Source organism: Emticicia fontis (assembly GCF_054779675.1).
The window spans coordinates 1-24,594 of record NZ_BAAGXU010000052.1 but is presented as its reverse complement, the minus strand read 5'-3'; the positions used below and the strand labels follow the sequence as shown (position 1 = coordinate 24,594).

Genomic DNA, 24,594 nt, shown 5'->3' with positions numbered 1-24,594 from the left:
TATTTTAATAGCACTGATGAAATAATTATTGGCTTATTTTTGTTTCCTAAATAAGATAAACCTGAATACTAGAAATCTACTAGTTTTTGTTGTTAGACAAAAGAGTGAATTATAGATTTTATCTGCTAATTTTGATAAAAAGTGTTTTCCATGTCCCTTTCCCAGTTATTTAAGATAGTTAAAAAGAATTTTCAGGAACCAGCACCTCCGCCTGTTGCGGCAACTCCTCCGGTGAATACTTATACACCGCAGGTAGCTCAAAAAATGCACGAAATGCTCACCAGGCACGTACCTGCTCATGCGGTAGACTATTGTTTTACTTTGTGGAAAGAACAGCCTTTTTCGTTCAAGATTTCACGCTCACGCAGTACTTGTTTTGGTAATTATATATTTAAAGACGGTCAACATAAAATCACGGTTAATAACGACCTGAGCCAATATGCTTTTGTGATAACCTATGTTCACGAGATTGCCCATCAAAGGGCCTGGTTAGGTAAATCACGCCGGAAAATTCAGCCGCATGGCAAAGAATGGAAAAAAAATTTCCAGTTGCTGATGTCACCAATCCTCAATCCAAACGTTTTTCCTGAAACAGTATTAGTTCCTTTGACACATTATATGAGTAATCCTGCGGCATCGTCAGTGAGTTATGCACCATTGGCCAGAGCTTTGCAGGGTTTTGAATTAGCAGAAAAAAGCGGCATCTTATTGTCAGAAGTCGGCGATAATCAATGGTTTACTTTCCGAAACACAGTATTTCAAAGACTAGAAAAACGACGTACGCGTGTTTTGTGCATGGAGCGTAGCAGCAAACGAAGATATACTATTCTGGCCACCGCAAGGGTCGATTTAGTAGATATGTAATAAATGAATGAATCTTTACTACTTAAATAAGGTCACTTTCAGCATTTTATCCAACTCCCTAAAATATCGGAGATGGCTTTTTATTGGCTTTATTGGCTTGTTATCCCCTCAATTCATTCAGGCACAATCTTCGGTTTTAAGCAAGGGTAGTTGGTACAGAATTGCTACTACCCAAACAGGTGTTCATAAAATCAATGCTGCTTTTCTGAGAAAGGCAGGAATTGATGTCAGCAAAATCAATCCGCAGAATATCCGACTATATGGCAATGGGGGTGCCTTATTACCCCAGGCAAATAATCAACCCCGACCAAACGATTTAATAGAAAACGCTATTGAAGTAGTCGGTGAGACTGACGGCAAGTTTGATGATAACGATTATGTGCTTTTCTATGCCGAAAGCCCGCATACAGTATCTTATGATGCTAACGCACAACGATTAAGGCATCAGAACAACTATTACTCAGATTCAACCTTCTATTTTCTGACAATAGCCGATACAAAAGGATTAAGAGTAAAGAATGGTTCAACATTTCAGTCTACGCAAATCGTCACCACATTTGATGATTTCAGATTTCATGAAATCGACCAGAAAAACCTGATAAGCTCAGGGGCAAAAGAGTTGAGTGGCTCAGGTAGAGAATGGTATGGCGAAGCCTTTGGCATCAATACTGAATTATCTTTCGACCAGACAATTGAGGGTTTAGTGGCTGATTTGCCTATAAGAATTACCTCCTCTGCCGTCGGAACAGCTTATGTATCTACACAGATGGGTTTGAAACTGAATAATACTGCAATAGGAAATCAGGCATTTGACCCTATCAGAGCAGGACAATATGATGCAAAGGGTATTTATGACCTGAAAGGCACAGAAAACACTTCCTCTTTCACGACTAATGCCCCCAACTCAACTGCCCTTAAACTAACTTATACTTTCAACAAAGGGAATCAATCATCAGCGACAGCATATCTCAATTATTTTGAGATTCAGTCGAAGAGAAATTTGCAATTTTATGAGTCCCAAACCTTGATAAGGTCTTTAGAGAGTGTAAACAATGCCAGTACACAATTTAAAATAACGCAGGCAAATGTCCAATCTAAAATATGGGATATTACTAATACACAAGTACCTGATAATATAGCTTATACCTCAAATGGTTCGGAGGCCAGCTTTGGCGTAAATACACAAGGTATTTTAAAAACCTTTGTATTATTCTCGGATAAAAACGTAATAGAACCCCCTACGATTCAGGCAATAGCAAATCAGAATCTGCATGAGGTGGAAGTCCCCGATTTATTGATTATTACCTTGCCCGAATGGAAAGCACAGGCCGATAGACTAGCAGAATTCAGAAGAACAAATGATAAACTGTCGGTAATAGTAGTTACTATTGGCGAGGTCTATAATGAATTTGCTTCCGGCAAGCCTGATTTAAGTGCCATTCGTGATTTTGCCCGTTATTTATGGCTAAAAAATCCGGCTAAATTTAAGTATCTGCTTTTATTTGCCGATGCTACCTATGATTATAAAAACAATAACCAGTTTTCATACGTTAATCCGAACCTATACATTCCTACTTACGAAAGCCGGGAATCTTTGAATCCGATTTTCAGTTTTTCGTCGGATGATTATTTAGGATTTCTTGAAACCAATGAGGGCGAATGGATAGAGAATAACCAAGGGAACCATACCTTAGACATTAGTGTAGGCCGACTTCCGGCAAAATCGGTTGAAGATGCAAAAAACGTAGTCGATAAGCTGATTTATTATGCGAATAATGCCAAAACCATTGGCCGCTGGCGTGGAAAAATAAGTTTTGTGGCGGATGATGGCGACGGAAATATCCATCAGGAAGATGCAGATAGAATTGCGAATTTGATTGGCGTACAGGATCAGAATATCTTCCTCAATAAAATTTATGTAGATAATTTCAAGCAGATTTCCACATCCACAGGCACAATCGCACCTGATGCAAATAAATCATTGAATCAGGCAGTTAATGAGGGAAGTCTGATAATAAATTACAGCGGACATGGTGGTCCGGATGGGTGGACAGAAGAAAAAATCCTGACTACTGAACAGATAGAAACCTGGAGAAATTTAGGCAATATGCCTTTGTTTCTGACAGCTACCTGCTCTTTCGGACGCTTCGACGACCCATCGGTGGTATCTGGTGCTGAGATAGCCATGCTTAGCCCAAGGGGTGGAGCCATTGGCTTATTGACTACTACCCGACCGGTTTATTCTTATACAAATTTTTTGCTAAACAACGCATTTTACTCCGCTTTCGTCTTAGAGAAACAGAAGCTGAGCTGGCGGCTGGGAGATATTTTCAGAGATACGAAGAATAACTCGCTAAGCGGAGTCAATAACCGTAATTTTTCTTTGTTAGGCGACCCTTCTATGAAGTTAGCGTATCCGTCAGATAAAGTAACTATTACAAAAATCAATAACCAGAGCCCTGATAACCAGATACTGAAAGCCCTGGCAAAGGTAAATATTGAAGGAATTATACAAGAGGCAGGTACGGATAAACCAAAAACTGATTTTAATGGTTACGTAATTGTTTCTGTTTTCGATAAACCCTCAACAGTCACTACTTTAGGGCAAAAGACCGATAAATTCACTTACCAGATTTATCAGAATAAAATTTTCGAGGGTAAGGTAGCAGTTAAAAATGGAGCGTTCTCGGTCAATTTCATTGTTCCTAAAGACATTAATTATCAGATAGGACAAGGGAAAATCAATTGTTATGCGGTTTTAGCGGATAGTAGTAGTGATGCCATCGGGAGTTTTGAAAGGATATTTGTAGGTGGTAGTGAGACCATTACAAGTACCGATAATAAAGGCCCTGAAATTGAATTATTTGTAGATAGAAATAATGTACTGGAAGCTCGGATTTCTGACGAAAGCGGCATAAATTTGTCTCAGGCCGGAATCGGTCACGAAATGTTACTCACGCTCAACGACACTTTGCAAATTATTGTTAATCAATACTTTATGAGTGACGAGGATTATACGAAAGGCATACTGAAATACGCCTTTGGTAAGCTTCCGGCAGGGGTCTTTACCGTTAAATTAAAAATCTGGGACATCTATAATAATTCCTCGGAAGCATCGTTAGAGTTCATAGTAGAGAACCAGAAATTCAGGTTATTGCAAGCATATAATTACCCTAATCCTTTTCAGGGAGCAACCAGTTTTCTGATTGAACACAATGCTGAGGGGGAGGATATTGAGTTTGAAATCAAGGTTTTTGACAAATCGGGCAGAACAATTTTTGAGCAGTCAGAGTTATGTTATTCATGCCTTAGCACACTGAATATTGGCATGAATATTGACCCTCAGGATTGGGTTGTTGGTACTTATTTTTACCGAATTACTGCTAAATTATTAAACCATAGAATAAAAACTTACTCCTCCGGAAAATTAGTATTTTGGAAGTAAATGATAAAATCTGTTATATTTGATGCCTTAAATCAACAGAATCCAATACATACATTACATTTATTGTCCCATTTTTGGGTAGAATGAAAAAAACGCTCTCATGAAAAGCAAATTATTGGCCATTTTGGCAAGTTTAGTTTTAATCAATTCTCTTTCGGCACAAGCACAAGTAAATGCCTCTTCCGCAAAGAGAGTCATATCTACTGCTGTTCCGTTTCTTACTTTTTCACCCGATTCAAGAGGAGCAGCTTTAGGTGATGCTGGGGCAGCTTCTACACCCGACGCCAACTCTATGTATTGGAATTCAGCGAAATTACCATTCCTTGACCGTAGCCTTGGCTCAACCGTTTCATACACTCCATGGTTAAGAGATTTAGTAGATGATATGGGGCTTCTTCATGCAGCTCTTTTCAAGAAAGTTGCCAAAGATCAGGTTTTAGGTTTATCAATGACCTATTTTAATCAGGGTAAATTTGAATTTACCAATATGTTTGGCGAAACTACCGGTACTTTCCAGTCAAGAGACTTGAATATTACTGCCGGATATAGTCGCAAATTGAACAGAGATATGGGTATGGGTCTGAATATCAAATATATTCACTCTAATCTGATTGGCTCTCAGGTAATTAACAATGTGGCCAGTAAGCCAGGTAATACAGTAGCCGGTGACCTTTCGTTTTTCTATATGAATGACTCGCCAACTGTGAGAAACCGTGAGAAAGGTGCTGCATTCTCTTGGGGGGCCGTGATCCAGAATCTGGGTGGTAAAATCAACTATGGTAAAGAGCGTTATTTCTTACCTACCAATCTTAAATTAGGTGGTAATTTAAATTATAGAATAGACAGCTACAATCAGTTTAATTTTTTGGCTGATGTAAATAAATTATTAGTTCCTACACCTCCGTTGAGAGATACTAACGGAAACATCATCAAAGGTAAAAATCCGGCAGATGTAGGCTCTATTCAGGCTATATTTTCTTCATTTGCTGATGCTCCTGATGGTTTTAAAGAAGAATTAAGAGAATTCACAGCTTCACTAGGCGTAGAATACTGGTATCAGAATGTATTTGCTGTTCGTGGTGGATATTTCATGCAAAGCAATTTCAAAGGCGGTGATAAATATGTAACCACCGGCTTAGGCTTAAGATTAAAAAATAGTTATGGTATAGATTTCGCATATCTGATTCCGGTTTCACAAGGTAGCGCACTCGCTAATACATGGCGTATCTCCTTGATTTTCGATATGCAATCGAAGAAAGTAAGCGACCCATCAGAAGAAGGAGCTAACCAGTAAGACAAAAGATTTATACGATAATAATAAGTAAAAACCTCACAGTTTTAAAAAACTTGTGAGGTTTTTGTTTTTTAGCTTTGTAACTTTACTGTCTCAACCTTATAACTATAAAAAACTTTGAAACCTTTTTTTGATAAACCTTTTTATCTTACTCTATCTCTATGCCTTTTTGTTTTTCTCTCTCTTACGACCCATGCCCAAAAGAAAAACGACAAAATTGAGTACCGTATACACCCAGCTACCTCTCCTATCAAGGTAGATGGTATTCCTGACGAAAGAGCCTGGGCAGAAGCCCAACTAGCTACTGATTTTTTTCAGGTTTTGCCTATGGACACCAGCAAAGCCTTTGTAAAAACAGAAGTTAAAATGACTTACGACGACAAAAATCTCTATGTTCTTTTTATCAATTATGACTATGCGCCCGGCCCTTACATGGTTGAATCTCTGAAACGGGATTTTGCCTTTGGCAAAAACGACAACGACTTATTATTCATAGATACTTTTGACGACCAGACCAATGGATTTACCTTCGGGGCCAATGCTCATGGAGCTCAATGGGACGGTTTACTGTATAACGGAAGTGCCGCCAATCTGAGCTGGGAAAACAAGTGGACATCAGAAGTAAAATATGATGATGATAAATGGGTATGGGAAGCAGCCATTCCGTTTAAGACTCTCCGTTACAAAAAAGGTATTACCCGCTGGGGTGTAAACTTCAGCCGCCTCGATTTAAAGACTACTGAGAAATCAGCCTGGGCACCTGTTCCCCGCCAATTCCCGACGGCTTCATTGGCTTATGCGGCTTCACTGGTATGGGATCAACCACCCCCACAGGTAGGTGCTAATATTTCTATTATCCCTTATGCTTTAGGAGGAGTAAGGTCGAATCAGGAAATGAACTCACCTACTAAATTGAGAGGAGATATAGGTTTTGATGCAAAAGTAGGGCTTACCTCATCTTTGAACCTCGACTTAACAGTTAATCCGGATTTCTCGCAGGTAGACGTTGATCAGCAACTAACGAATCTCGACCGTTTTGAACTATTGTTTCCTGAAAAGAGACAATTCTTCTTAGAAAACGGAGATTTATTTTCCAACTTTGGTTATACCAATATCCGTCCGTTTTTCTCGCGTCGTATCGGTTTAAATGCGCCTATCAATTTCGGTGCAAGGCTAAGTGGTAAACTCAATAAAGACTGGCGAATTGGCTTTATGGATATGCAGACCGGGAAAAATGAAACGGGTATTCCGGCACAAAATTTCGGGGTAATTGCCTTACAACGCCGTATGTTTGCCCGTTCTAATATAGCCATCATGTTTGTCAATAAAGAAACATTAAATTATGGTGGCTTGTCTGATTCTTTAATCAGACTGAATAATCTTTCTCAATTCAATAGAAACATAGGTATTGAATATAATCTTGCTTCCAAGAAAAATGACTGGACGGGCAAGTTCTTATACCTCAACTCTTTCGGCCCTAGTACCAAATATAATGATGCCGTTTTTGCCGGCAATATTCTTTATACTTCAAAAAAATGGGTTACAGGTGTGCAAGTAGAACAAGTAGGCTATACCTATACAGCAGAAGTCGGTTATGTTCCCCGTATTAATTATGGTAAAATCAATCCACAGGTGGCTTATTTGTTTTTTCCAAAACCGGGTGGTGCAGTGTTAAGTCATGGGCCACAGGTAATGCTGACACATTATTTCACAAAAGATTTTTCAAAGGAAACTGAAAACGAAAAATTTATAGGCTACAAAGTTAATTTCCGTAAGACTAATACACTATTGCTATGGGCAGCACATAATTATGTAAAATTATTGAGTCCTTTCGACCCTACCAATTATGCCAAAGCACTTTTACCAGCAGGTAGTGAACATAAATGGAATTCTTTCGGCTTCGATTATACCTCTAAACCACAAGCCTTATTAACTTATCTGGTTTCGACACGCTACGGTGGTTATTATGCCAATGGCACACGCTTGCGCCTGAATGCCGACATTGGCTATCGCTTCCAGCCTTTTGTGGCCATTACCATGAGTGCCAACTATAATCGTCTGGCTTTTAAGGAAGATCCGATTCTGCCAAAAGAATTAATAAATAAACAATATAATTTATGGCTATTAGGGCCAAAAATCGATGTTACCTTTACAAATAAATTGTTTCTGACTAATTTCGTACAATTCAACAACCAGAACAACAACTTTAATATCAATACCCGTCTGCAATGGCGTTATAGTCCGGCATCAGATTTATTTCTGGTTTATACAGACAACTATTTTTCTGATACCTTTAAAGTTAGAAACCGTAGTCTGGTGTTGAAATTTACCTATTGGTGGAATGTCTAGAACTGGTTTAAATATTGTCTTTCTGACCGAAGAGGATAGATTTTTCAGATAGACAAGCGGACGCCGCGCGGGCGTATTTTGCAGACGTAGCCAGCAGCTACGGCGAAAAAATACAACGCAGGATAGCTGAAAAAGCGGACGCCGCGCGGATACCTTTGAAGGTCGAAATATAATATTTAAACAAGTTCTCATTTAAATTCTTTTTGTTATTCAACCATAATTACACATGAAAATCTTAGTATTGTTATTACTTCCGATCTTAACATTCGCTCAAACTATGCCATTTCAGATTGAGGGTCATCGTGGTGCACGTGGTCTGGTGCCAGAAAATACCATTCCGTCGTTCAAAAAAGCCATTGACTTGGGTGCCCATGTCATTGAGTTAGACGTCGTGATTTCAAAAGACAAAAAAGTAGTGGTTTCTCATGATACCTACTTTAATCCTGATATTACAACTGACCCTAAAGGCGAATTGGTTACCAAAGAAACACAAGGAAATCTTTATGAGCTGGATTATAAAGAGATAAAGAAATATGATGTAGGTATGCGTGGGAATAAGGGTTTTCCTGAACAGGAGAAAATGAAAGTCTATAAACCCTTATTTAAGGATATGATACGTGAGATTGAAAAGTATACTAAACAAAAAGGCTTGCCTCCGGTTAAATATAACGTAGAGATCAAGAGCAGCGAAAAGGAAATTGGCAAAACTCAGCCTGATTATCATGAGTTTTCAGATTTGGTTTATAACATCATCGTAAAAGAACTGCCTCTTGAGCGTGTAAATATGCAAAGTTTCGATTATAATGTACTAAAATACTGGTATGCACAAATGCAGGCAGGTAAGTATAAAAAAATAGAAATGGCTGTTTTGATTGAGCCAAGAGCCAACAATGATGTGCAGGTAAATATTGATAAACTGGGCTTTAAACCCGACATCTGGAGCCCATATTATACACAAGCCACTGCCGAACGTGTAAAGCAATTACATGATTTGGGGATCAGAGTGATTCCATGGACCGTAAATAAAAGAGAGGAAATGGAGAAAGTAAAGGCTACGGGTTGCGATGGCGTGATTACGGATTATCCTGACCGTGCAAAAGGGCTGTAATACAACGGGGCAATCGCTTCAATATCAATGCTTTGACTGCTGTTAGTGAAAACAAGCTTTTTGAAATAGTGTACGAATAAAGAAATTTATATAATTTAGGTAGTTTTTAAGCAGATTTTACTACGCGTGAGCATTTTAAACGACATACTTAGTTTTTTTCTTAAGAGACGTATTGAGCGTATCGAGGAGTTTTTGCAATATCCCATCGAGACGCAACACCGGATGTTCCATGAGCTGATTGAAAATGCCCGTTATACCGAATGGGGATTGAAATATGGCTATGGAAGCATAGAAACTATTAAAGATTTTCAGGAGAGAGTTCCTATTTCTACTTATGAAGAGCTATTTCCTTATATTGAAAGGGTCTTGAAAGGTGAGCAGAATATCCTCTGGTCTTCTGATATTAAGTGGTTCTCAAAATCATCAGGCACTACCAATTCCCGTAGTAAATTTCTTCCGGTGTCTGAAGAATCATTGGAAGATTGCCATTACAGAGGCGGTAAAGATATGATGACCTTATATCTCAACAACCGCCCCGAGGCCAAGCTTTATGAGGGTAAAGGACTGTCAATTGGTGGTACCTTACATAAAAACCCTTATAACCCTAATACTCAGGCAGGAGATATATCGGCAGTTATTACAAAAAACTTACCCGCTTGGGCAGATTTCATCCGTACCCCTCCTGTTGAGGTAGCCCTGATGGAAAGCTGGGAGGATAAAATGGAGCAGATGATTGAAATTTGCTCGCAGGAAAATGTCACGAGTATCTTAGGCGTACCAACCTGGACAGTCGTTTTATTGGAGAATATTCTGGAACGAACAGGGAAGAAAAATATGTTGGAAGTATGGGAGAATTTCGAGGTCTTTGTGCATGGAGCCGTAGCCTTCCAGCCTTATCGTGAATTATTCCGTACGAAATTCTTTCCGTCAGATAAGGTAGCTTATCTTGAAACTTACAATGCATCAGAGGGCTTCTTTGCTATTCAGGATGAATTAGGGCGTGTAGGCGAAATGTTATTGATGCTGGATTATGGTGTTTTCTACGAATTCATTCCGATGGAAGAATGGGAAAAAGATCATCCTAAAACCCTGTTGCTCGACGAAGTTGAATTAGATAAGAACTATGCCTTAGTCATTTCGACCAATGCAGGTTTGTGGAGATATAAAATCGGCGATACCGTTAAGTTTACTTCCAAATATCCGTTCAGAATCAAAGTAAGCGGGCGTACCAAGCATTTTATTAATGCTTTTGGTGAAGAAGTAGTGATTGAAAATGCCGATGTAGCTATCACAGAAGCTTGTAAGGCTACCGGAGCCACTATGGTAGATTATACCGCCGGGCCTGTTTATATGAGTGAAGGCAATAAAGGTGGACACGAGTGGGTTATAGAGTTTTCGAATAAACCAGATGATGAAGAGGTATTCACCAAGGTTTTAGATGATACATTACGCAAAGTCAATTCAGATTACGATGCCAAGCGGTTCAAAAACATGGCCTTGCTGGAACCGAAAATACATTTTATGGAGAATGGCACCTTCTATCAGTGGATGTCGAAACGTGGCAAGTTAGGTGGGCAAAACAAAGTACCCCGCCTGAGCAATTCGCGCGAGTATTTAGATGATATTTTAGAGATGGTGAAAAACTGATGCCTGCTTTTTTTGATAGTATTTCCATAAGCCACTCATTTTCAGAAATTGGTGGCTTTTGTTTTTGAATAAGCTAATTTACTGTAATCGATAGTAAGTAGACGAACTGGGGTTCGTCTCACAAATAACAAGTGCAATGAAAATCTTACATACTGCTGACTGGCATTTAGGAAAAAGGCTCGATAATTACCATCGGATGGAAGAACAGAAAGAAGTTCTTGAAGAAATCTGTGAGATTGCTGAGCGTGAGGAAGTAGATGCAGTAATAGTAGCCGGAGATTTATTCGATAATTTCAATCCTTCATCAGAAGCGATGGAATTATTATATACTACCTTACATCGGCTTTCTGCCAATGGTAGTCGCGCCGTTGTAGCCATTGCTGGCAATCATGATTCTCCCGAACGTATCGAAGTTCCTGATGCCCTTGCCCGCGCCTGTGGCATTGTCTTCGCAGGTTTCCCGAATTTTATTGTAAAGCCTATCAAAACCAAAGCAGGTCTAGAGGTGACAAGCGTTGATGTAGGCTTCATAGAAATAAAAATACCGGGCTGTGCTTTCCCGTTACGTATTTTATTGACACCCTATGCCAACGAGCAACGGCTAAAGACCTTCCTGGGTATTGAAGAAACAGACGATGCCTTGCGGGTGCATCTACAAAACCATTGGCAAGGTCTAGCTGACTTATATCTCGACAATAATGGCTTTAATCTGCTGAGTGCTCATCTCTTTTTCATGAAAAAAGGTGGTGAAATGCCCGAAGAACCAGAAGATGAACGCCCAATTCTGCATATCGGTGGGGCATCGGTCATTTATTCAGAAAACATTCCTTCACAGATACATTATACTGCTTTAGGTCATCTGCATCGTTATCAGGTAATAGATAAGGTGCCCTGTCCGGTTATTTATTCAAGCAGCCCATTGGCTTATAGTTTTTCAGAAGCTAATCAGACCAAATATGTGGTGCTGATAGAAGCCGAAGCAGGCCGGCTGGTTGATTATAAACCAATTGCCCTGACCAAAGGAAAAGTATTATTGAAAAAGAAATTTGATAATATTGATGACGCCTTAGTCTGGCTTGCTGAAAACCCCAATGCATTGATTCAGTTAACTATTGTTTCGGATAAATACCTGGAAGCTAGTGAGAAAAAACGTTTGTTAGATGCGCATGATGGCTTGATTCAGATTATTCCTGAAATCAAAAACCTGAATGGTGTAGATAGCGAAGGCATGGCCATAGATCTATCGATGGGGGTTGAAAAACTCTTTGAAGAGTATTTCAAAAACAAAAAAGGGCAGGAAGTGTCTGACGAAATCATGCTATTGCTGAAAGAAGTGCTGGCTGAAGGGAATGAACAATAAGTGCTTAAAATTAATCCAACGATGATTCCTCAACATTTGACTATAAAAGGGCTTTATTCTTACAAAACCCAACAGGTAATTGACTTCAACAACCTGACGAGCGCTTCTCTATTCGGCATCTTCGGCTCGGTAGGAAGTGGCAAGTCTTCTGTGTTAGAAGCCATCATGTTTGCACTTTATGGGGATACCGAACGGCTGAATAAATCAGGCGATGAGCGGTATTATAATATGACTAATCTCAGCTCTGACGAATTATATATTGAATTCATTTGTCTGGCCGGAAAAGAAGATAATAAGTATAGATTCACCGTCAAAGGCAAAAGGAATCGCAGGAATTTCAAAGAAGTAAATATGGAGCGCAGGGCTTATCAGTGGATGGAAGATAACTGGATCCCGATCGCAACAGATGGTGTAGCAGAAAAAGTAATTGGCTTAAGCTATGAGAATTTCCGTCGGACGGTAATTATTCCGCAAGGTAATTTCCAGGAGTTTATTGAACTGAAAGGGAAAGAGCGTTCAGAGATGATGAAAGTGCTTTTTGGGCTTGAAAAGTTTGATTTATTCGAAAAAAACAAACGACTAATCGAGCGGAATACCTCAGAACTAAACATCGTAGATGGACAACTACTAAGTCTGGGAGAAGAAACACCAGAGGACATTGAGCAGAAAGAACATGATTTAAAACTTAAAAGAGAATTCAGCAAAAGTATAGACATAGAGCTGCAACAACAACGGAAAGAAGAAAAACAACAGGAGGAACTACTAAAGCTCTTTGCCAATCTCAGTAATACCACACACAAATTAGAAACACTACAAGAGCAGGAAAAATGGTTTACGCAAAGAGACGAGCGGCTAAAACTTTACGAAAAATGTGTAATCAATTTCAAATCTTTATTTGAGCAAAAAGCGGCTAAAGAGATAGATTATAAAAGAGATAAAGCAGAAGTAGAGAAGAATCAAGCCATATTATCTCAAAACCAACTTCGCTTGCAAAGTATTCTTCATGAGTTAAATACCATCAAATCTGAGTATGATAAGCGCGAGGAATATCAGGCAAAAGCAAAAGAACTCCATGTACTGAAAAGTTTAAAGAATCTGGAGAAAGAAAAAAGTAATCTGCAAGGTAGAATTACCAAGGGGTCGGAGATGCTAAGAGAGAAAGAGGTATTGATTCAAAAGCGGACTGATGAGAAAACTATAATAGAGGAGAATTTTGAAAAACGGAAATCAGAGTTAAGAGAACAAAAAACTGAGTTTAAAATTGATGAAGAGTTACTGCATCTGAGAGTGCAGAAATCTCTGCAACAATTTGCCGATGCGCTAAAGGATAGCGAGCCTTGTCCGCTCTGTGGGTCTGTACATCATCCTGATGTTTTAAGTTCAAATGAAGATTTTGAAACCAAAATCAAGCAGTTAGCTACGCAAAAGGAAAATTTAAGAAAAGAACTGGAATCAGCCGAAGATACCATCAAAAAATTAGGTTTAGAGATTCAGAGAGAAACTGCTGAGAAAACTGATAAGTTCGAAAGAGGTCTGAATTTATTGACCGAACAATTGGCAGGCTTTGAAGGACAACGAACCTCCCTTTTAAACCAGTTAATGCTCTTTAACTGGAATGATTTTGAAGGAAAGACGCTTGAAGAAATAGAAGCCCAACGCTTGCAAACAGAAACACAAAATAAAAAGATTGTTGATACTTTCAATCGTTTAGATGCTGAACATCGTACGATAGATGGAAGTATCAAAGGTATTGAGGGTAGCCAGAAAACACTTCAGGCAAACCTTCAAAATCATGTTACTGCCTTAGAATTGATTCAGAAAAACATAGTTGCACAATTAAAAGCCGATGATTTTGAGTCGGAAGAAGAAGTAACAGCTATTTTAAGGCAAAATCTACCGATTGATAGAGAACGAAAAGAAATACAGGCATTCCAGACTGATTTGCAGGCTACTCAACAAGCTTTGGAACAATTGACTAAAGATGCTGATGGCAAGCAATATGAGCCGGAAAAACATGAGTTAACAAAAGAGGCTATCAAGACCAATGAAGCCAGATTTAATGAATTAAAAAAAGAAGAAGGAAGTCTGGAAAAAGAAATTGAAAGCGGAAAAGAGAATCTGAAAAATAAACAAAGACTATTAACGGAAAAGAAAAGACTGGAAATAAGAAAAGAGAACCTGGATACGCTCTATAAGCTTTTTAAAGCCAATGGTTTCGTAGATTTCGTTTCCAGTATCTATCTTAAAAACCTTTCGCACGCCGCTAATGAGCGTTTCCATCGGATGACTCGCCACCAATTACATCTGGAAGTAAATGCCGATAATGATTTTGAAGTACGCGATTTGCTGAATGGTGGCAAAACCCGGTTGCTTAAAACTTTATCTGGCGGCCAGAAGTTTCAGGCAGCTTTGTCTTTGGCTTTGGCCTTAGCCGATAATATCCATAACCGGGTACAATCCAGACATAATTTCTTCTTTCTGGATGAGGGTTTCGGCTCACTCGACCGGGAATCCTTGCTGATTGTTTTCGAGACTTTAAAATCGCTCCGCAAAGAAAACCGCATTGTAGGGATCATTTCGCACGTAGATGAACTGCAACAGGAAATACAGACTTTCCTAAAAATTGAGAACACAGAAGAGGGTAGCAAAGTATTTCCGAGTTGGTAATCATTTTTAGGCACGATTTTAGCAAAGATGAATATTGTATCAATAACCCATTTTAAAGGCATAAAAACGTGCTTTTATCTTGCTAGAATCAATGAAGAAACAATTACTGTTAGCCTTTTTTGTGCTACTGAGTAGTCATGCAGTTTTTGCTCAGCAAACCTGCCTATGCACTCAGAACTTCGATTTTGCCTATCAGAAATTAAAAGATAATTATGCCGGTTGGTCTGATAAAGTAAGACCTGATAACCAGGCTGCTTTCGACCAGCTATCTACCGAAATCAAAGAAAAATCAAAAAGCATTACCAACGATCGTGAATGTTTTTTTCTACTGAAAAAATGGTTTGACTTCTTTCAGGATGGTCATGTATTTATTACCCCCATCACTCCGTATACTATTGACGACAGCCCCGAAGTAGTGGCAACCCGCGCCAGCAAAGTTCCGGTACTATCTTTCAACGAAATAAGTTTTACGCAATACCTGAAAGAAAATAATGGTAAACTGGACAATGTAGAAGGTATCTGGGAAAGTGACGATAAGGCATATAAAGTGGGAATTTTAAAGGATAAAAAAGACCCAAAGAAATACACAGGTTTTTTATTAGCCGATAGAGATGCTACCTGGAAAACAGGAAAAGTAAAGTTTGAAATGACTCAGGTTTCACCCCTGCGCTTTGTAACTAAATACTATTATGCTGATTTTTCGACAGAAACGAGTTTCACGAGAGAGGTGAAGAATTTCCTGATTATGGAAAACCTCTACAAATTTGCCAGGATATTTCCGATTCCGAAAGAAGAAGTAAGTGAGGAGGATATCAAGCAAAGAATCATGGATTTCAGAATTGAGCAATTAGATAATGAAACTGCCTTGTTTGTACTTCCACCCTTTACGCTGGTAAATGGTCCTGAATACATCAAGGAAATGATTAGCAATAGCAAGCAGATTTTAGATAACTCTCCGAATCTGATTATTGACCTTCGTAATAATCCCGGTGGTGACGATGCAGCCTATGAATCATTATTTCCCTATATCAATACCAGTAGTATTGTCAGAAAAGGTGGCGTTTTCAGAGCAACTTTCGAAAATACGGTTTCGGTAAGACATGAATTAGAGGCCATTCAGAGTTATCCTGCCTATAAAGAGCGTCTTTCGCCTAAATTACAACAGGTATTAACATTGATGCAAGCCAATAGTGGCAGATTTGTGAATGGCCCGGATAAAGAATTTCCGTTGGCAAGCGTAGCGCCTAATCCTAAAAAAGTGGCTTTTCTTATCAATAAGAATACAGCCAGTACGGCAGAACAATTTATATTAGAAGCCAAACAGAGTAAGAAAACCATAGTTTTCGGCGAAAACACGAAAGGTTTAGCCGATTATATAGAAGTAAGAGACTGGGGGATGCCTTGTTATGGTTGGCGGGTAGCTTTTGCCCTGGCAAAAAGTGCACGTTTGCCACAAAATCCTATCGATAACGTAGGTATTGCACCCGATGTTAAAATCAGTGAAAAAGAAGCCGATTGGGTTGAATTTGTCAGGAACTATTTGAAGAAGTGACCCCATCCCTGACCCTTCCCCAACAATGGAGAAGGCAACAAAAGTCCCTCTCCCCCATTGTTGGGGCGGTCCGCCGCGCGGAGAGGGACTTAGGGTGAGGGGTTAATTCGCCAGTCCTTCCCGAATATTTTTCAGAATCTCCGTCCCTCCGTTAGCCAATACATTTTCGGCTACTTTAACACCCAGTTCTTCCGGATTATCTACGGAACTATGTTCTATTACTTTAATCAGTTTTTGCCCATCCAGACTAATCAATCCGGCTGTCATTTTCAGATGTAACCCTCCGTCCTCGTTTTCTTCCAACGTAGCTTTACCAAAAGATGGTATCGAACAACCGCCTTGTAGTTTTTTCAGATAAGCTCTTTCGGCCAACAAACATTTTTCTGTCTGTGCATCATTAATTAAGAGTTTTATCATCAGTTTCTTTTCCTCTTCCAGATTTTTAGCCGCCTCAATCGCTACGCAACCCTGCCCTACGGGTGGTACAAACTCACCCAATGAAAGTTGTTCTACTATCAGATCATCATAATGCATACGGTGTACACCTGCATAAGCCAATAGCAAAGCATCACATTGTTTTTCTTCCAGTTTGCGCAGACGTGTCTGCAAATTACCACGCATATCCACTATCTGAATGTGTGGATAATAATGCTTCAACATAGCCACCCGACGGGTTGAAGAAGTACCCACCACAAAGCTTTCACCGCTTTGCAGAGACAAGTCTTTATTATAACTCACCATGACATCATTCACCTGCTCACGCTCGGTAAAAGCAATGATCTCAAGGTCTGAAGCCAATTCAGACTGCAAATCTTTAGCCGAATGCACCGCTATATCAATCTCACCTGTGCGCAACTGATCTTCCAGTTCTTCTGTAAAAACCCCTTTGCTACCGATTTTAGATAAAGAGCGATCCAGTATTTTATCGCCTTTGGTTTCGATAATCACAATCTCCGTATCTACTCCCTTGGCTTTTAGTTTATCTTCTACGTAATAAGCCTGCCACAAAGCTAGTTTACTCCCACGAGTTCCGATTTTTATTTTCATATCCTATTTATCCTTTCATCATTAATCGTGCAATGATTAACGAGATGTCCAAAAACACTATTTTAGCTCTGGCGTTTCGCTCAATATGGAAATGCGATTCGCTGAACACTTCTGTAATCTGTTCTAAGTTATTGAGGTTGATAGCCGCCGAGAATTTCTGCACAAAAACCAGTTCATCATTCTCTAATCTGATAAGCGATTGCCCTCCGTTTCGATACAAGAAAATCTCTCTGAAAATACTTAAGCCATATTCCAGCATTCCTTTTTGCTGCTCTTTGCTTTTGGCATCAAATTCATCGGCCATCGGCACCAGTTTTTGCAGATTCAAGGCATAGCACATCCGCATCCAGTTGGCAAACCAGGCATGGTCGTCGTCTTCTGATTTATCAACAATTTCTAAAGCCCGATGCATATTGCCTTCCGACAAAAAAGCCACCTGCTTCGCTCTTTCCTGAGAAAAATCCTGATATCTAGACAAAAAACTAATAATTTCCGACTCCGAAAACTTTCTGATAGCTACTCTCTGTGTACGCGAAATGATAGTAGTCAACAAACGTTCCATGCTATTTACCACGAGCAGAAATAAGGTCTGTTCCGGTGGTTCTTCCAGAATTTTCAATAGCGCATTAGCTGTGGTATTATGCAAATATTCTGCCTGCCAGATAATCACAATCTTATAGCCTCCTTCGTATGATTTCAAAGAAAGTTTCTGAATCAATTGTCGGGCTTCTTCGGCCGGAATATTTCCTTGTTTTACCCCAATTTTCTCGAGCCAGTCAGACAAATTACCAAAGGGTGTTTGTTTTACAAAATCACGCCATTGCGGCATAAAATTTTCTGATAACACACTCTTCCCTCCTGCTGTCGGGAATAGATAATTTACATCAGGATGCGCCAGTTTGCTCATTTTTATACAGCTCGGGCATCTGCCACAGGCATCGTCCGGCTGTTTATCTTCGCAATTAACATAGGTTGCATAAGCCAGGGCCAATGCCAGATTAGCAGTCCCTTCACGTCCATGAAACAACTGGGCATGCGCCACATGGTTATTGGCAACTGTACCAATAAGCGATTCTTTAATATCGGGAAGACCTGTGATTTCACGAAAAAGCATGATGCAAAGTTACGACATTCGCGTTTAAATAGAAGATTCTGTATCGTGAATGTATCGAAGAATTTGCAGGTCAGTTTCAGTTAAGTGTTTATCTCTCCGCTTCATGGTTTCGTTGATTACCTGCATGGCTTTATCGAAACGGTAAGGTTCATAAGCGGTATCAGTACCTCCCCATTTAAAAGAAGGAATGTGCTTATCCTGAAAACCTGCGCCGAAAATATTAGAACATACACCCGTTACCGTACCTGTATTAAACATAGTGCTGATACCTGCCTTGGTATAATCACCCATGAAAAGGCCGCAGAATAATTCACCGCTTTTCTCCAGATTATTGGTGACATAACTATAAAGTTTTACATCAGAATAATCGTTTTTCAGGTTCGAATTATTCGTATTTGCGCCCAGATTACACCATTCTCCTATAACCGAATTCCCCAAGAAGCCGTCGTGTGCTTTATTACTGTAAGCCGAAAGAATAGAGTTGCCAACCTCTCCGCCAGCCCTACAAAAAGGCCCAATTGTGGTATTTGCGCGCATTTTACTTCCCCACGCCACAATGCTACCCTCATCGGCAGAGAAAGGGCCAATGATAATAGCTCCCTCCTGAATAGTGGCATTTTTGCCGATATATACAGGGCCATTTTCAGCATTGATAATAGCAGCCCTGATACTGGCACCTGCTTCTACAAAAACATTCCCGGGTGCATAAATACGTGTAAAAGGGTCAGTAACCGCTTGTGATTCTCTGCCTTTAGTAATTAATGGAAAATCAGCTTTTATCTGATCGCCATTTTTTAAGTAAATATCCGGTAAGCGTTGGATAATGGTAGGCGGAGTACCCGTTAATTCTTTAGAACTGAATTGACTATAATCTATAGGGAAGCTTAATGCCTGAGCCGTTTTAATGGCTAGAACAATTGTTCCACTTATTAATTTTTCTTCGTCTTTTAATTGTTGAATTTCTGCTAAAATGTGGGCATCAGGGCAGACACTTCCGTTAATATATAGATTAGTTTCTGTGCTGATTTGTTCGAATTTTTCTTGTAAGTAGGTTTCTGTCAGATAAGAGATAGTAGTACCTAAGGTTTTTTCCCATTTCTGGCCTATGGTTAGTATTCCACATCTGATTCCGGCTACGGGTTTGGTAAAAGTAAAAGGCTTTAATTGATTTCTTAGCTGAGCGTCATCAAAAGCAATGTAGTTCATCTTATTTTCTTTAGTTTTTCCTGCGGTAAAGATAAATAAAGTTTTCCCTTCGTCTAAATTTTGTTTGTCATGAGACATGAAATATAATACCTTTGAAATCAGTTGACTACCCTTCATTTTAGCTGATACATATATGAAAAAGATAGTAGTTTTTGGCTCGACCGGCCTACTAGGCAAACCTGTGACCAAAGCATTAATCGAGGCGGGTTTTGACGTGACAGTCATGGTAAGAAACGCAGCCCTTGCTCAAAAACTCTTCCCTAAAGCTACTATTATCAAAGGAGATTTACAGAATGCAACCGATATAGAAAAAGCCATTCAAGGCCAGTGGGGTATTTTTCTAAGCCTCTCAATTATTCAAACCGAGAAAGAAAATGAATTTCATACCGAGCAGGAAGGATTAGATACTATTATAAAAATTGCTAAGCAAGAAGGTATTGAACGAATAGCTTATCTTTCTTCTTTAGTGCATTTGTATCAGGGCATGAATGGTTTTGATTGGTGGATATTCAGAATCAAGCAGGAAGCCGTCAGGAAAATTAAGGAATCGGGCATACCTTATACTATCTTTTACCCATCTACTTTTATGGAAAGTATTGCTTACCAATCAAGACAGGGGATCATGATTGCCATCGGTGGAAAATCAGAATATCCGTTATACTATATAGCCGCTGAAGATTATGCCCTTCAGGTAGCCAATTCTTTTAAGATTCTACACAATGAAAATAAAGAGTATGTAGTACAAGGCCCGGAAGCCTTTACACAAGACAAAGCCGCTAAATTTTTTACCAGACACTATACAAAAGAGAAATTATTTGTGATGTGGGCTCCGATGTTCATGATGAAAATAATGGGGCTCTTTAGCCAGAAGTTTGATTATGGCTATCACATTGTAACTGCGCTGAATAAATATCCTGAAAAATTTGAGGCTAAACAAACCTGGGAGGAATTGGGAAAACCTACTATTACATTGAAAGAGTTTGCAGAAAAGATTAGAAAAAGTTGAAAGGAATACTGAGAAGGAAAAAATGAGTCGTATATGATAGTATATAAATAGAAAATCCCCTAATGATAAGGGGATTTCTACTTTAATTACAATTTATTTTACTTAACTAAAAAAAACTCATTTTTTTGCGATTCTATATAATCTCCCCTGGTCTGTGATGGCGTATAGCGCACCATCTTTACCCTGTGTTACATCACGGAAACGTTGGAACTCTTCCGAAAGTAAACGCTCTTCACCTACTACTTTATCATTTTCAATTACCAGACGCGCAATGTGCATTCCGCTCAAACAGCCAACGAAAAGGTTATTTTTCCACTCAGGAATCATATTCCCACTATAAAAAGTCATGCCGCTTGGTGATACAGACGGATCCCAGTAATAAACTGGTTGCTCCATTCCTTCTTTTTGTTGAATCACATCGCCGATAGCTTTGCCACTATACTCAATGCCATAAGTAATGGTTGGCCAGCCATAATTTTTACCTGCACGCACATGGTTTATTTCATCACCACCTCTAGGGCCGAATTCATTTGAATAAAGCTCACCAGTAGTCGGGTGAAATGCTAAACCCTGCACGTTTCTGTGGCCATAAGAATATAACTCAGGTTTTGCATTAGCGTTACCTTCAAACGGATTGCCAGCAACAGGTTTGCCATCAGTTGTAATATGAATCACTTTTCCTAGGCTCGAATTAAGTGCCTGTGCCTGCGGACGAGTAACCATATCTGAACGCTCGCCTGTGCTAATGAACAAATTACCACTCTTATCAAATACTATACGTCCGCCATAGTGTAATGTACCCTTGTGAGCGGGTGTTGCACGATAAATAATTGTAGCACCTTCAATTTTTGACTCATCAGCCGAAAGTTTTCCTTTACCTACCGAAGTATGTGTTCCACCTTCTACGTTCTCAGAGAAAGTCCAGTAAACCATACGATTTTTCTCAAAAGCCGGGTCAATTGTAATACCCAATAAACCACCTTGTCCTTCTGAGTTTACAGCAGGTAAGCCTGTGATAGCCTTGCTTAATTCTCCGGTTGCTTTAACAATACGTAGATTTCCTGCTTTTTCAGTAATAATCAATCTGCCATCAGGCAAGCTTTTTACACCCCACGGAGAAGTTAATTTATCAGTAAGTACCTTGAATCCATAAGGAGTTTTGGTTTTTATACCGTTGGCTCTGGTTTGCCCCGCAAAAGCCGGTTTGTATGTAGCATTGGGTGCTTTTGTTTCAACAGGAGCTGACTCTTGTGCATATGAAACAGAAGTGATTGAAGCCAATACTAATGAAACTAAGACTGTTTTTTTCATATAAATATTTAAAATTAAAAATGCTTATTTTTAGGAACAAGGAGAATGGAAAATGGTGAAAGGAAATCGAAAAATCTTTTCCTTTTCCGTTTTCCTTGTTCCTTTCTCCAAACCCTAAGTTCCCATTTTATTCAGAAACACCTGCTTATACATTCGGCCAACAGGTATTTCCTGTTGTTGTATTTTCAGAGAATCATTATTATAGGTACTGATTTTATCCAGCGCTACAATAAACGATTTATGTACTCTGATAAACTTCGACTCAGGCAATTTGGCTTCCATATACCCTAATCGCTCATAGACCACATATAAACCCTCGTTGGTAAAAACCTTGATATAATCCTTGAGCCCTTCTATATATAAAATATCATTCAGAAATACCTTTACCTGGTCTTTATCTACTTTTAAGAACAGATAAGCATTATTGAACGCATTCGACTCAGGGTTAATCGCCTTCGTTATTTCCTGAAAATGCAGGAACTTGGAAATAGCTTTTAAAAAACGATCCTGACTAATGGGTTTCACCAGATAATCGAATATCTCCAGATCAAATGCCTCGACTGCATATTCCCGAAAGGCAGTTGTCAGAATCACCTTAGGCTTTTTGTGTAAAGCCTTCAATAATTCAAAGCCTGACATTCTGGGCATTTGTATATCTAAAAACAATAAATCAGCTTCGTTGCTTTGCAGATAAATAAATCCATCAATGGCATTATCAAACAAGCCAACTACCTCGAAATCGGGCAGAACTTCCAGATAAGCCTTAATCAATTCTCGTGCAGGCGGTTCATCGTCAATAATCAAACAACGATATGCCATTATTCAAATATCAGTTTTAATACGACCAAAAAACTATTAACTTCACTATATGTCTTGAAATCGTGTTTATCAGGGTACAATAACCCTAATCGGCGCTCAACGTTATTTAGTCCTAAACCTCCGTTATGCAGCTTCTGACTTTGTGCCTCGGGCTCTATACTATTCTCTACTTTTACTATCAATTCATTGCCATTTACAGAAATATCTATTCTCAACCACGAGGCTTTAATCGAATTATTTACCCCATGTTTAAAGCAATTCTCAATAATGGGCAAAAGTAATAAAGGAGGAATCAGAATGTGTTTTATGTTATCGTAAATATTGAACGATACGTCTACTTTTTCACCGATTCTTATCTTTTGTAAGTCAACATAGTTCCGGATATACTCTAATTCGTTCTCTAAAGCCACTTTTTCCTTCTTAGAATCATAGAGCGTATACTCAATCAGATTCGATAATTTAATTATCTGCTCTGCTGTCTCAGGGCTTTTCTTAAAAGCTTCGGCGTAGATACTATTCAGTGTATTGAAGATAAAGTGAGGCTGCACCTGCGACTTCAACAACTCTAATTCTGCTGCGGTTTTCTCTTGTTTCAGGTCGTTTATGTCTTTCTGTTGCTTATACCAGCCTCGCATAAAATAGAACATACTATACAGAAATACGATAAAATATAAATTAATAAACTCATATAGCAATTTAGGCAGGTATACAAATGGCCCCGGATAAGGATGAGCCTCTACATGCGGATAAATATAGAAATAGTTAATAGCCCGTTTAACAAAAACAAAAACGATTGTGGCAGAAATCAAACCTATCCAAAAAATAGTCTTTTGGTCAGTCAAGAAATATTTCCTGAATAAAATATGAATCGAAATATAAGAAACCAGAAAGGCCGTTGGCATATACAGACAGGCTTTCACAAAAGAGGCATGGTAGTTTTCGGTCATGGCGCCTCCACCCAGCCACTCATAATAGAAATAGAGTGACCAGAATATCAGATTAAAGCGGATAGAGGTCTTTTTGTCAATCATTATACCCTGCGGCAGCGTTTCAGGGTGTAAATATATCGGCTAATTTTTGTTTATGACTGGTATTAGGTTTGAATTTAGACAAAGACGTTTTTCTTGCGACCAACGCCGTTGGTGGTGTGGTTAAAGTGAATAATTGAAATAACTATAAAATGAATGTTGACTTAAAATACCCTCCAAAACTGATATTCATTTCCCCCTGCAAGCCTAACTGCCTCAATTTTAAATGGCTCTTCAATTATTAACATCTCTTCAAAACTTTTACGGGGAGTCTCGGCTAATAGCTTATTAAATTTTAATCTTTCTACAAGGGCATCTAAAAACTTGTAAGAATCTTCAGCTATAAGATAAATATTCTCAAAATCAGGAATATCACCATCACCATACAAAAATTCATCAATCTGTTCATAGCCTATCAGATAAATTTTATTAGACAAGAGATTAATTCCAATATAATCAGCTTCGGCTTGCGCTACTATCTGAAATCCTTCAACTATAAAAGTTTCTATAAAATAAATATGCCCTGTACTAAACTTATTGATTACACAGTTTTTTATTATCCAGATAATTGGATTTGACTCATCAATTATCATATCCTTTAGGGTCAAAAAATTAGTCAGACTTTCTTTAATTAATACCTCCATTGTTCCCACTATGCGCATATTTTCTTCATTCGGAACCAATTCTTGTGTTTTATAGACAAATGTTTTTGCGTCCATTTTTGGTTGTAGATTCAAATGTATGATGAGTTGAATAAATAAAACAAGGGAGCGAACT

17 protein-coding genes are annotated in these 24,594 nt (G+C 38.9%); 10 read left to right on the top strand and 7 right to left on the bottom strand.

From position 1 onward, the window contains the following. The first annotated feature begins 150 nt into the window (after positions 1–150). From ACYVFA_RS22295 to ACYVFA_RS22255, 9 genes are all read left to right on the top strand, one after another. Complete coding sequence (locus ACYVFA_RS22295) at positions 151–864, top strand: SprT-like domain-containing protein (protein WP_460474082.1); 714 nt, start codon at positions 151–153, stop codon at positions 862–864. 7 nt (positions 865–871) lie between these two features. After that, complete coding sequence (porU, locus tag ACYVFA_RS22290; RefSeq protein WP_460474081.1) at positions 872–4,309, top strand: type IX secretion system sortase PorU; 3,438 nt, start codon at positions 872–874, stop codon at positions 4,307–4,309. A gap of 100 nt (positions 4,310–4,409) precedes the next feature. Continuing rightward, entirely contained in the window at positions 4,410–5,603 is a 1,194-nt protein-coding gene (porV, locus tag ACYVFA_RS22285; protein WP_460474080.1) for a type IX secretion system outer membrane channel protein PorV, read from the top strand. A gap of 117 nt (positions 5,604–5,720) precedes the next feature. After that, positions 5,721–7,952: a DUF5916 domain-containing protein gene (locus ACYVFA_RS22280; RefSeq protein WP_460474079.1), complete on the top strand. Its 2,232-nt coding sequence runs from the start codon at positions 5,721–5,723 to the stop codon at positions 7,950–7,952. Between the two features lie 226 nt (positions 7,953–8,178). Beyond that, a complete protein-coding gene (locus tag ACYVFA_RS22275) occupies positions 8,179–9,060 on the top strand; it encodes a PI-PLC domain-containing protein (protein ID WP_460474078.1) in 882 nt (293 codons plus the stop codon). A gap of 126 nt (positions 9,061–9,186) precedes the next feature. Beyond that, positions 9,187–10,707 (top strand): GH3 auxin-responsive promoter family protein, encoded by a 1,521-nt coding sequence (locus ACYVFA_RS22270; RefSeq protein WP_460474077.1) that lies wholly within the window; start codon positions 9,187–9,189, stop codon positions 10,705–10,707. Positions 10,708–10,843: 136 nt separating this feature from the next. Beyond that, entirely contained in the window at positions 10,844–12,067 is a 1,224-nt protein-coding gene (locus ACYVFA_RS22265) for a metallophosphoesterase family protein (protein ID WP_460474076.1), read from the top strand. Positions 12,068–12,088: 21 nt separating this feature from the next. Further along, on the top strand, positions 12,089–14,734 hold the full coding sequence (locus tag ACYVFA_RS22260; protein ID WP_460474075.1) for a sbcc family protein: 2,646 nt from the start codon (positions 12,089–12,091) through the stop codon (positions 14,732–14,734). 91 nt (positions 14,735–14,825) lie between these two features. Beyond that, positions 14,826–16,286 (top strand): S41 family peptidase, encoded by a 1,461-nt coding sequence (locus ACYVFA_RS22255; protein ID WP_460474074.1) that lies wholly within the window; start codon positions 14,826–14,828, stop codon positions 16,284–16,286. A gap of 102 nt (positions 16,287–16,388) precedes the next feature. Here the strand turns inward: ACYVFA_RS22255 and hemC are convergent, their stop codons facing one another. Genes hemC through ACYVFA_RS22240 form a run of 3 tightly spaced genes read right to left on the bottom strand, consistent with a single transcriptional unit; the run spans position 16,389 to position 19,731 of the window. Further along, positions 16,389–17,333 (bottom strand): hydroxymethylbilane synthase, encoded by a 945-nt coding sequence (gene hemC, locus ACYVFA_RS22250; protein WP_460474073.1) that lies wholly within the window; start codon positions 17,331–17,333, stop codon positions 16,389–16,391. Between the two features lie 7 nt (positions 17,334–17,340). Next, positions 17,341–18,447 (bottom strand): DNA polymerase III subunit, encoded by a 1,107-nt coding sequence (locus ACYVFA_RS22245; protein WP_460474072.1) that lies wholly within the window; start codon positions 18,445–18,447, stop codon positions 17,341–17,343. Between the two features lie 24 nt (positions 18,448–18,471). Then, positions 18,472–19,731: a putative sugar nucleotidyl transferase gene (locus tag ACYVFA_RS22240; protein WP_460474071.1), complete on the bottom strand. Its 1,260-nt coding sequence runs from the start codon at positions 19,729–19,731 to the stop codon at positions 18,472–18,474. 55 nt (positions 19,732–19,786) lie between these two features. On the opposite strand from ACYVFA_RS22240, the gene ACYVFA_RS22235 reads away from it, so the two are divergent. Then, positions 19,787–20,659, top strand: coding sequence for an SDR family oxidoreductase (locus ACYVFA_RS22235; RefSeq protein WP_460474070.1), 873 nt, complete (start codon positions 19,787–19,789; stop codon positions 20,657–20,659). A 117-nt stretch (positions 20,660–20,776) separates the two neighbouring features. On the opposite strand, the gene ACYVFA_RS22230 is transcribed toward ACYVFA_RS22235, so the two are convergent. From ACYVFA_RS22230 to ACYVFA_RS22215, 4 genes are all read right to left on the bottom strand, one after another. Next, entirely contained in the window at positions 20,777–21,970 is a 1,194-nt protein-coding gene (locus ACYVFA_RS22230; protein WP_460474069.1) for a PQQ-dependent sugar dehydrogenase, read from the bottom strand. A gap of 114 nt (positions 21,971–22,084) precedes the next feature. After that, positions 22,085–22,789, bottom strand: a complete 705-nt coding sequence (locus tag ACYVFA_RS22225; RefSeq protein WP_460474068.1) for a LytR/AlgR family response regulator transcription factor — start codon at positions 22,787–22,789, stop codon at positions 22,085–22,087. Continuing rightward, entirely contained in the window at positions 22,789–23,820 is a 1,032-nt protein-coding gene (locus tag ACYVFA_RS22220; RefSeq protein ID WP_460474067.1) for a sensor histidine kinase, read from the bottom strand. Before ACYVFA_RS22220 ends, ACYVFA_RS22225 begins: the two co-directional genes overlap by 1 nt. 161 nt (positions 23,821–23,981) lie before the next feature. Beyond that, positions 23,982–24,594: hypothetical protein (locus tag ACYVFA_RS22215; protein WP_460474066.1), on the bottom strand; the 613-nt coding region annotated here is incomplete at its 5' end.

What these genes read in the sequence shown, in the direction of transcription:
- ACYVFA_RS22295 (WP_460474082.1), top strand. Translation starts at nt 151, where the DNA reads ATGTCCCTTTCCCAGTTATTTAAGATAGTTAAAAAGAATTTTCAGGAA.
- porU (WP_460474081.1), top strand. Translation starts at nt 872, where the DNA reads ATGAATCTTTACTACTTAAATAAGGTCACTTTCAGCATTTTATCCAAC.
- porV (WP_460474080.1), top strand. Translation starts at nt 4,410, where the DNA reads ATGAAAAGCAAATTATTGGCCATTTTGGCAAGTTTAGTTTTAATCAAT.
- ACYVFA_RS22275 (WP_460474078.1), top strand. Translation starts at nt 8,179, where the DNA reads ATGAAAATCTTAGTATTGTTATTACTTCCGATCTTAACATTCGCTCAA.
- ACYVFA_RS22265 (WP_460474076.1), top strand. Translation starts at nt 10,844, where the DNA reads ATGAAAATCTTACATACTGCTGACTGGCATTTAGGAAAAAGGCTCGAT.
- ACYVFA_RS22260 (WP_460474075.1), top strand. Translation starts at nt 12,089, where the DNA reads ATGATTCCTCAACATTTGACTATAAAAGGGCTTTATTCTTACAAAACC.
- ACYVFA_RS22255 (WP_460474074.1), top strand. Translation starts at nt 14,826, where the DNA reads ATGAAGAAACAATTACTGTTAGCCTTTTTTGTGCTACTGAGTAGTCAT.
- hemC (WP_460474073.1), bottom strand. Translation starts at nt 17,333, where the DNA reads ATGAAAATAAAAATCGGAACTCGTGGGAGTAAACTAGCTTTGTGGCAG.
- ACYVFA_RS22245 (WP_460474072.1), bottom strand. Translation starts at nt 18,447, where the DNA reads ATGCTTTTTCGTGAAATCACAGGTCTTCCCGATATTAAAGAATCGCTT.
- ACYVFA_RS22240 (WP_460474071.1), bottom strand. Translation starts at nt 19,731, where the DNA reads ATGTCTCATGACAAACAAAATTTAGACGAAGGGAAAACTTTATTTATC.
- ACYVFA_RS22235 (WP_460474070.1), top strand. Translation starts at nt 19,787, where the DNA reads ATGAAAAAGATAGTAGTTTTTGGCTCGACCGGCCTACTAGGCAAACCT.
- ACYVFA_RS22230 (WP_460474069.1), bottom strand. Translation starts at nt 21,970, where the DNA reads ATGAAAAAAACAGTCTTAGTTTCATTAGTATTGGCTTCAATCACTTCT.
- ACYVFA_RS22225 (WP_460474068.1), bottom strand. Translation starts at nt 22,789, where the DNA reads ATGGCATATCGTTGTTTGATTATTGACGATGAACCGCCTGCACGAGAA.
- ACYVFA_RS22220 (WP_460474067.1), bottom strand. Translation starts at nt 23,820, where the DNA reads ATGATTGACAAAAAGACCTCTATCCGCTTTAATCTGATATTCTGGTCA.